Here is a 984-nt window from a genome sequence, read left to right as displayed (position 1 = left end):
CCCCCCCCCCCCCTACCAGCGCAAACACGCCGACAACCCGATCTACAACTGTAGTACTAGTCCCCGACGTCGGCAACAACCGACAAGGCCGGCCATCCTCTCGGATGGCCGGCCTTGTTGATGTATGGAAGATGTTGTGCGGGCGCAGAGGTCAGACCGATTGCAGGAATTCAGTGTAGACGTCGGCAAATCGCTTGGGCTGCTGGAAGAACGGGAAGTGATCACCACCGTCTTCCTTGGTGAAGACGTGGAGCTTCGCGCCGGGGATCTGCTTGGCGATCCACTCCTGCGAGGTGGCGTTGACGTGGCTGGCCTCACCGCCGGTGACGAGCGTGGGAACGTCAATGCGGGGCAGCAGATCGCGCCAGTCCTGCATGACGTGATCGAGGACGAGCTTGGCGCCGAAGGGCATGCGCAGCTTCATATTCTGCTCATAGATCCATTCGACGTCCTCGGTATCCATCTCGGGCATCATCATCGAACGGACGAAGTCCTTGCGTACTTGCTCGGAATCGTCGCCGATCAATGCCTGGATCAGATCGGAGGCCTGGGTGAAGCCGAGAATCGCGCCGACGTCGGCTGCGTCGTCGTCGGTCAGCCACGGCACCAGGGCGCAGACGCTCGGCTGGTCGATCAGGGTCAGCGAGCGGACATTCGACGATCCGTAGATGTCGAGGTAGGACCAGATCACCGAGCAGCCCATGGAATTGCCTGTGAGGTTCACATTGTGGAGATCGAGCTCCCGCAGCAGTTCGTGCAGATCGGTGGCCAGCGAGGCGATGCGGGCGCCGTTGTCGGTGGACCCGGACTCGCCGTGGTTGCGATGGTCATAGGACACCACGCGATAGTCACCCTTGATCTCGTCGATCAACTTGTCATACATCGCCGCCGTCTGGGACCAGCCCGTCAGCAGGACCAGGGTTTCCTTGCCGCCGGCGTTGTCGGGGTCGGTGTCTCGATAACGCAGGGTGCAGCCGTCGCGGG

At 61.8% G+C, this 984-nt stretch carries 1 protein-coding gene; it reads right to left on the bottom strand.

Translation table 11 applies throughout. The features are described from left to right. Positions 1–151: 151 nt before the first annotated feature. The coding region (locus tag B1964_RS28605) for an alpha/beta hydrolase (RefSeq protein WP_079932198.1) at positions 152–984 on the bottom strand (833 nt) is incomplete at its 5' end.

This window comes from Gordonia sp. i37, from assembly GCF_002043085.1.
Taxonomy (GTDB): Bacteria; Actinomycetota; Actinomycetes; order Mycobacteriales; family Mycobacteriaceae; genus Gordonia; species Gordonia polyisoprenivorans.
The sequence above is the reverse complement of the archived record's forward strand: the minus strand, read 5'-3'. Positions and strand labels throughout refer to the sequence as shown.